Annotated in this window: 5 protein-coding genes; 1 reads left to right on the forward strand and 4 read right to left on the reverse strand. The window is 38.9% G+C overall.

The window, feature by feature from the left end:
- Positions 1 to 461: 461 nt before the first annotated feature.
- From BN338_RS06825 to BN338_RS06840, 4 genes are read right to left on the reverse strand one after another with little or no spacing between them, the layout of a single operon-like run.
- A complete protein-coding gene (locus BN338_RS06825; protein WP_039760356.1) occupies positions 462 to 2,558 on the reverse strand; it encodes a glutamine amidotransferase in 2,097 nt (698 codons plus the stop codon).
- Positions 2,555 to 5,353 (reverse strand): DUF4159 domain-containing protein, encoded by a 2,799-nt coding sequence (locus BN338_RS06830; protein WP_039760358.1) that lies wholly within the window; start codon positions 5,351 to 5,353, stop codon positions 2,555 to 2,557. The genes BN338_RS06825 and BN338_RS06830 overlap by 4 nt, the downstream gene beginning before the upstream one ends.
- Complete coding sequence (locus tag BN338_RS06835; RefSeq protein ID WP_039760389.1) at positions 5,350 to 6,261, reverse strand: DUF58 domain-containing protein; 912 nt, start codon at positions 6,259 to 6,261, stop codon at positions 5,350 to 5,352. The genes BN338_RS06830 and BN338_RS06835 overlap by 4 nt, the downstream gene beginning before the upstream one ends.
- Position 6,262: 1 nt before the next feature.
- Positions 6,263 to 7,294, reverse strand: coding sequence for an AAA family ATPase (locus tag BN338_RS06840; protein ID WP_039760360.1), 1,032 nt, complete (start codon positions 7,292 to 7,294; stop codon positions 6,263 to 6,265).
- 246 nt (positions 7,295 to 7,540) lie between these two features.
- Here BN338_RS06840 and BN338_RS06845 point away from each other — a divergent pair.
- A partial coding sequence (locus BN338_RS06845) for a CCA tRNA nucleotidyltransferase (RefSeq protein WP_039760361.1) occupies positions 7,541 to 8,730 on the forward strand: 1,190 nt, incomplete at its 3' end.

Here is an 8,730-nt window from a genome sequence, read left to right on the forward strand (position 1 = left end):
CCCCAATAAAATATCATTGTGTTGTACATTCACATATTTTTTGAAAAAATATTTCCCAGTGCACTTGATTTCATTTTATGAAAAGTCTCGTTTATAAGGCTTATTATGCACCACCATCTTTATACTTATACAAAGTACTAACCAAAGCCATCATACTACCTCATTCCAACTTTATAAAAAAACTTTGCTTTAAGAGGCTTCATAAGAGACATTTTTCTCTCTTTTTCAATAGTTTTTATTCATACAGTGCTCTTCTCATGATGTGAAGAGAATGATTTTAATTGGATTTAATATGGAAAGGATTACAAATAAGAAAAATTCTATAGAGAATAGTAGTTTAATATGAAAAAATGTTAAATTATTTATTATAAGTCAATATTTTATCTAAGTGTAAAAAAACAAGTAAATAGATAAAAAGATAAGCTGAATTTTAAAACTATTCTACGAAATCTCAGGACTTTTTAACGGCTTTCACGATACCACATGCTGCTCAACAATAAAAGGCAGATAAGCAGTGCAAAAAAACCAGAAAATATTGAAAAATAAAAGGTATTGATTAAACGAGTTTCTGTTGCTTCTTTCAAAATAATTGAATGTGCTGGGGAAGATGACAGGTTTATTTTTGATTGAATCAGCTTGAGTGGAGGAAGATGAATGTTTTCTTTTCCCTCAGGGTGTAAACGTCCAATGTAGCCACCAGTGTGCTTGATAATAGGGGCTAATTTCTCTTGTGTTGAAATTAAGTTAAACAGTTCAAGATTATCGACCATACCTACAGAAGACAGTATTGTTAGATCGCCGTTTTTTATGGTAAAAATCCCTGTCTCATCAGTGGCTATAGTTGCGTTGAAGAGCCCTTCTTGCTCTTTAGTAAAGACGATATTTTGTTTTTTTCCAGAAGGAAAAGTTATTTCCGCGGGTTCTGGATGGTCTTTTAGAGTTTGTCGGCGAATTGTTAAATGATGATGGCTGCTGGTCGCGCTTAATTTTTCTTCCTCAAGTTCTGGTTCTTTCATAAGCCAATGGGCAATTCGGCGATAAAGAGCTGCATAAGGACCACCACCTTCAAAACCTCGTGCCCAAAGCCAACTTTCATCGGAAAGCAGCATGCCTACACGCCCTTTATCAACGTGGGAAAGAAGTAAAAGTGGTTGTTCATCGGCTCCTTTCATGAGAGCAATTCCGTTGTTTATATTTTGAATAGCAATTTGTCGCAGCCATCGCCCCCATTGAGAAGCTGGAAGGTTAAGCGTTGCAAGATCCCTCGTGACAGGATGACGTTCACCTTCTTTGGTTAATGCGGGACGAAAAGGTTTTTCAATAATAACTCCATTGGGCAATGCCGGTAGAATGCTTATTAAAGGTGTTTTCGCAAGGGAGTTTTTTTGGGTAAATTCAGGTCCTGTTACCATCAACAATGCACCACCCTTTTGTACATATTGGGCGATATAATCATAATAGATTAAAGGCAAAACAGCAGAGTGCTGGTAACCATCAAGGATGATGAGATCAAAGTTATTAATCTCTTCAACAAAGAGTTTTCTTGTGGGAAAGACCACCAAGGATAATTGGCTTAAAGGCGTATTATCTGCTTTGTTGGGGGGACGCAAAATCGTAAAGTGAACAAGATCAATATTGGAGTCTCCTTTTAAAAGGTCACGCCATGTCCGTTCTCCATTATAAGGGGCACCTGAAATAAGAAGAACGCGTAAATTTTCTCTAATGCCTTCAATGGTTGTTATGGCGCGGTTGTTTTCAAAGCTTAATTCACCTTTGTAAGGTTCAGTTGTTGCTTGGATAATATTTTTTTCAGCGTGAGGAAGGGTAATTTCAGCTTGAAAAATAATACCAGGAGTCACAGAATAATGGCCAACGTCTTGTCCATTAACGCTGAGTGTAATATTGGCTTTCTGGGGTATTGTTGTCTGGGGGGCTCCTTGATCCTCTACCAAAATGGAGAGCCTTTGTGGTTTATTGACAAGGGCAAAGCGTGGAGGAGAAATAAACTTGATTTGACGATCAAATTCATCTGAACGCCCTGTGATCAAAGCATTAAGAGGAGCCTCATGATGAAGATCTGATAGGTCAGGAATGTCATGCACTTGTCCATCAGTGATAAAAATAGTTCCTGCATAACGAGAGGGGGGTACATCAGAAAGTGCTTGTGTTAAAGCATCAAATAACTTCGTTGAGAGGGTATATTGGTTATCAGCAAGTTTTCCAGCTTCAATAAAACGTGGTTCAAATTGTGGATAATGCGCCAATGTTTCGATTAATTGCGCGCGTGCTTCATCACTATCCTTTATCCGTGTTCCAAAAGTTTGGCTTTTACTGCGGTCAATGACAATACCTACCGTGCTTTTCAGAGGTTCGCGTTGTTCTTTGATAAACATTGGATTGAGCAAAGCAAGAATGAGAGTGCTCAATGCCATCAGACGAAATAAAGATCCTTGACGCCGTGTAACAAAACCAACAATGACAAAAAACATGGATATTCCGCTTAACAGCAGAAGCCAAAAGAGTGGTAAAAAAGGCTGAAAAGTGAAAAATGGTATCATTGCCTTCTTTCTCTTTTAAAGCGTTCCAAGAGCGCTGGAACATGAATTTGGTCTGCTTTATAGTTCCCAGTAAGCACATAAAGGACAATATTGAGTCCTGCACGAAATGCCCATAGACGTTGCATTGGATCATTGGGAACAAGGGGATATTTCCATGTCCCTTTTTCATCAAGTGCCCACGCTCCGGCAAAGTTATTTGCGGTGATGAGAAGGGAACTTACATTATCGCCGCTAGCAAGAGAATTTTTATTTTTTTTGTTCGTTGATGAGGATTCAACCCATAAAGGTGAACCACGGTAGAGACCAGGAAAATCCGGCATAATATAAAAAGAACGACTAACAACATGATCTGTTGATGCGGGCTCAATGGAGGGAATATTCAATCCTTTTAAGATGGCTCGTAATCTTTGCGTTTCTGGAGTAGCATCTCCTTCAAGGTTAAGATTGCTCTTTGTCTGATCACGCGTGTCAAATAGAATAGTTCCCCCATGCTTTATAAAGTTATTTATTTTTTCAAGACTTTTGGGAGTTAGCATAGGACTCTTAACATCAATCGGCCAGTAAATAAGAGGATAAAAGGAGAGTTCATCTTTATCGAGATCAAGTGCTCTAACAGAGCCGGGGGTAAGCATTGTGCGCTCTGCAATAAATTGGCTTAAGGCTTCTAGACCACTTTTACTCGTTGTATCAATTTCATGATTGTTGGTTACAACGTAGGCAAGATGCGTTGCACCAGCGGCTTGTACACTATCATGATAATTTTCTGTCGTTTGGGCATGAAGCCTTGGATCATATGAAAACAGGGCAATCAAAATGGTGAGAGGGAGGAGAAACATATTACGCCGTTTATGAAAAGAAAAAATACCTCCCATCCATAAAATGAGAAAATTATCAAAGGCGAATAATAACAGGGCTAATCCTAAAAAAGGACCGGTAAGATTTTGTTCTTTTGTATCGTAAGATAAAGGGCTCTTATGAAGAGAAGTTGGTAATGATGATTGTTTCATCAAGCGCGATGAATCAGTTAAGAGATTGAGTGCATAAAAATTGTTTTTGACACCATAAAGCCCTGGAGGCGTATGATAGGAAGGATGGGGTGGATTTTGAGCGTCAAAGACTAGTGGTACAACAGTAGAGGGGGGGATTTGTAATTGTCCATCAGCGGCTATGGTTCGCCAAGGATTTTGTACCATTGTTCTTTTTTCTTTGTGTGTTAGGTTTGTGTTTTTGTAAGCCCCTAATGTGATTAGTTTTTGCAACATTTGTGCAAAAAAGCCAGAAAGAGGAAGATTAGACCATGTAGGGTCAGGGGCAATATGAATGAGAATGAGGGTTCCTTTATCACGTTTTGCTGCGGTAATAAGAGGGGTTCCATCCGAAAGGCTAAGCCATGTTTTTTCAAAAAGATCTGAGGTTGGTTCTGCAAGGATTTGGCGCGAGATAGTGACATCTTCTGGAAAAGGAAGATCAAAGAAAAAGCTATTTTTTGCAAAAGGGGCAAGCTTTTGTGGTTTTGTCCAAGACATAATACTTCCAAGGGAACGTTGCCCCTGACGCAGCGGTACCGGAAGGAGACCATCGTAATGTTCTGCACTACTGAGTTTTTCTCCTGCAAAGCGAATGAGTGTTCCCCCTTTATTCACAAAATTAGAAAGCTTTTTTTCTGCTTTTTCAGGGATATTAACCATATCTCCCATAATGAAAACGGATGGATTTTGTTTAAGCAAATGATCAATATCCGTTGAAAGTTCTCTTCGATTGGAAGTTATAAGCTGTGTATGACCTCGTAATGCTTTGATAATATAATAAAATGGAGCAAGTAAAGGCTGTGCCATTTCATTGGTATCAGGGGAGAGAAGAGCAACGCGGCTCACCTTGTTATGACTGTCTACTAAAAAAGTTGCAGCAGCATGGTTTTGGTTATTGATTTTTATCCAAGCAATATCGTTGCGTAGTTCAAGGGGGACATCAAAAGGAACAAGTGCTGTTGTTTCGCCTTTAGATAAATTTTTTGTAAATTGACCGAGAAGTTGATTGTTTAAATCGTAAAGGCTGAGTGTAGCAGGTGTTGTGCCGTGTGTTGTTGAGCGAATAATACGCGCGACCATATTTCCATCGTTATTTTCTATGGATGTTATGCCGATTAAATCGGAAATATCAGCCAAATACCATAAGAAGTTTCTAGGCTTTAATTCTTCAAGTAGAGCAAAAGTTTGCTCATCATCTTGTGTTTGCAATCCATCACTTAAATAAGCGATATCAAGAGGTTTTCCTTTGTTTATTTTGCTGAGTTTTTTTAAGGTATTTACACGATTGACAGGCCAAGGACGCGGTTGTAAATGCATTAACTGCTGTTTTATAATCTTTACTGATTGAGGTTCTACATTGGAGATATCATTTTCAGCCGTCGCAATAAGATAAATATTTTTTTGCTGTTTTTCTGCTTGTGCAAGGAGCATTTCAGCGATAGAGATGCGTTTTTTCCATTCTTTTACAGATGCCCAACCATTATCAATAATGAGTGCAAGGGGGTGAGATCCGGAAAAGCTTATTGGTTTTTGATTCCAAGTGGGGCGGGCTAGAGCTATGATAACAAGTGCAGCGATGGTTAAACGCAACAAGAGCAACCACCAAGGGGTATGTTTTGCTGTTTCCTGCTGGTGAGTTGGCTTGGGTAAGAAACGTAAAGGAGGAAAGAGTTCTTTACGCGGAGATGGAGGGGTTATCCGCAACAGCCACCAAATAACCGGTAGCAACAAGAGTCCTAATAACAGAAAGGGAGCAGCAAAACTCAAAGTTCCCTCCTTTTTTGCAATGAAGAGTCACTTATTGTATTTGCAAGATGTAAAATAGTTTCTGTTAAAGGTTGATCCGTTGTACTAACGTGATAAGACCACCCTTGGCGTGCGCAAAAATTGATCAATTCTTGTCGCCGTGCTTGATATCGCTTACAATAGTTCTTACGAAGATTTTCTGCTTTTCCAAAAATGTGTTTTTCTTTCGTTTCGGGATCAAAAAATTCTGTATGCCCTGTGTAGGGAAAGCTTTCTTCTGCAGGATCAGTAATTTCAATTAAATGAGCTGTCACCTGTTTTCTCGATAAAACGTTTAAATGTTGGATAATTTTATCAGGATGGTCGAGAAAATCACTCATTATAATGGCATGTGAAAAGCGTGTAATCGTTGAAAAATCTGGAAATGAATTTTCATCTGAACAATTTTCTAAAGCGAAAGCTATTCTTTCTACGACATTGGAAGTCATTGTGGGGGGCATTAAGTGGGGAATAGCAATATGTTCGCCACTTTGTACCAGAAGTGATGCCAAGGCGAGGGTCAAAATGATGGCATGATTGCCTTTAGAGATTTTAGAAAAGCGCGAACAGTAATGCATCGATGCGCTTTGATCAGGCCAAAGCCAAACGGTTTGTGTCATTTGCCATTCGTGCTCACGTAGATACATATTTTCATCCCGCGCTGAGCGACGCCAATCAATGCGGGTAATGGATTCTCCTTCCATATAGGGACGAAATTGCCAAAAGTTTTCTCCATTACCGCGTTTGCGCTGCCCATGCCATCCGGTTATCAGTGTATTGGCAATATGACGTGCCTGTAAAAGGAGATGAGGCATTTTGCCAGTATCCTTATACAACTCTTTTGCCAGAGACAATGGAGGTTTTTGTAAAACTTTTTTGCCAATAGCCATTTTAAAGAGCATCTTTCACAAGATTATTGATAATGTCTTTTACGGTTATATCTTCAGCACGGGCAGAAAAATTAAGAGCCATGCGGTGTTGTAATACGGGATAGGCCAATGCTTCAACATCATCAAGTGAGGGCGCTAAACGCCCATAATAAAGAGCACGAGCACGAACACAAAGTGAAAGAGCTTGTGATGCGCGTGGACCAGGACCCCAAGAAACATAAGTATTAGCGAGGCTATTGTCTTTATCAGGGCGGGCTGAGCGGACAATTTTCAAAATAGCTTCGATCACATTTTCTGAAAGAGGCATTTTGCGAACGATATTTTGAATTTTTTGCAATTTTTGGGCGGATAAAATTGCTTTTGCATTTGATTTTTTTTCTTTTGTTGTTTCTAAAATAATTCGCCGCTCTGTTGTAAGATCAGGATAGTCAATATCAATTTGCATCAAAAAGCGATCGAGTTGAGCTTCAGGAAGTGGATAGGTCCCTTCTTGTTCGAGGGGGTTTTGTGTTGCAAGAACATGAAAAGGTTGTGGCAAATCATAACGAGTACCTGCAACAGTTACATGATATTCTTGCATAGCCTGTAAAAGAGCTGACTGCGTGCGTGGAGAGGCACGATTGATTTCATCAGCCATGAGAAGTTGCGTAAAAATAGGACCTTGAACGTAGCGAAAAGAACGTTTTCCCTCTTTATCGGAATCCATAATTTCAGAACCGATAATGTCCGATGGCATTAAGTCTGGGGTAAATTGGATACGTTTTTCATCAAGCCCTAAAACGGTTCCCAATGTTTCCACAAGACGTGTTTTTGCAAGCCCTGGAGCGCCGATAAGAAGAGCATGACCACCAGCAAAAATAGCTGTTAAAGCATATTCAATGACATGACTTTGCCCAAAAATAACTTTGTCAATTTCTTGTTGTATAATATCTAATTCTTTATGTGCCGTATCAATATCCTCAATAATGACTTGGGCTTCATGTTTGGTATTAACCTTTTTCACAGAATTAGATGCTGGATCACGGTGATTCATATTTTTTCCTTAAGGCGTTTGTCACAAAAATAATAATTTTCTCTGCATGATAATGGATATTTTATTGTTTGTAACAGAAAATGAGAAGAAAAAAAGCATTCTAAGCCGTTTTTTATATTCGTATATACGAAGAGAAAAGTTTCTTTGAAAGAAAAAGACATGTTTTATAAGGGATGTTTTAAAAACTTTGTTTTATAAAGAGAGTTCTTTAAAGCAATGAAAACAACTTTTTTGGAAGGTTAAAGGGTGAATATAAGACAGAACTTCAAACAGGTTGCGTGGTTACAAAAAAGTGATATCCAGACACTTCTTCGTGTTTTATCTTTAGAGGGGGAAGAGGCGCGTATCGTGGGGGGAGCAGTGCGCAATCAACTATTAGGGCAGCCTATTAGTGATATTGATCTTGCGACAACCTGCTTACCGCAACAGATTATCACGCGTGTAGAAGAAGCAGGATTTAAAGCTATTCCTACAGGGATTGCGTTTGGTACAATAACAGTGATTGCACATTCATGTGCTTATGAGGTCACAACACTTCGCAGCGATATTGAAACAGATGGTCGTCATGCAAAAGTGGCTTTTGGTCGTGATTGGAAAAAAGATGCTGAACGGCGTGATTTTACAATCAATGCTCTTTATTGTGATGCTGCTGGCAACCTTTATGATGATGTAGGAGGGTTGAGTGATATTGAAAACCAAACAGTTCGTTTTATCGGTGTTGCTGAAAATCGTATTAGCGAAGACTATTTGCGTATTTTACGTTTTTTTCGCTTTTTTGCGTGGTATGGAGCGGGGCGTCCGGATGGGGAAGGATTGAAGGCATGTGTTCGTTTGAAATACGGTTTAAAAAAACTTTCTTCTGAGCGTATTTGGGCAGAAATGAAAAAGCTTCTTTTGGCTTCTGACCCAACACGTGCTCTTTTATGGATGCGACAAAGTAGAATTTTGTCACTCATTTTTCCTGAAACAGAAAAATGGGGCATTGATGCAATTCACGCATTGGTGAAAACAGAGCAGACGCTTGGTTGGAAAGTTGATCCATTTTTACGGTTAGAAAGTCTTCTTCCTCCTGATCCTATACGTCTTCATAAAATAGCACAGCGCTTGCGTTTCTCCCATAAGGAAACAACACGATTAAAGGAATGGGCAGAGTTAGAAATAATAAACCAAAACTGTTCTGATCATTTTGTGCAAAAACTGATTTATTTTCATGGGCGACAGCCGGTTTTAGATCAATTATCCTTGTCTGTTGCTGCATCACATGTCGATACTCTAGAAAAAGGAGATGCTTTGCAAAAAGTAGAAAATTATCTCAAACTTTATCATCTTGTTCAAAAATGGCAGATTCCAACTTTTCCCATTAATGGTAACGATTTAATAAAAAAAGGTTTTTCAAAAGGTATCCTTTTAGGAAAAAAGCTTAAAGAACTAGAAAT

Source organism: Bartonella queenslandensis AUST/NH15 (assembly GCF_000312585.1).
Taxonomy (GTDB): domain Bacteria; phylum Pseudomonadota; class Alphaproteobacteria; order Rhizobiales; family Rhizobiaceae; genus Bartonella; species Bartonella queenslandensis_A.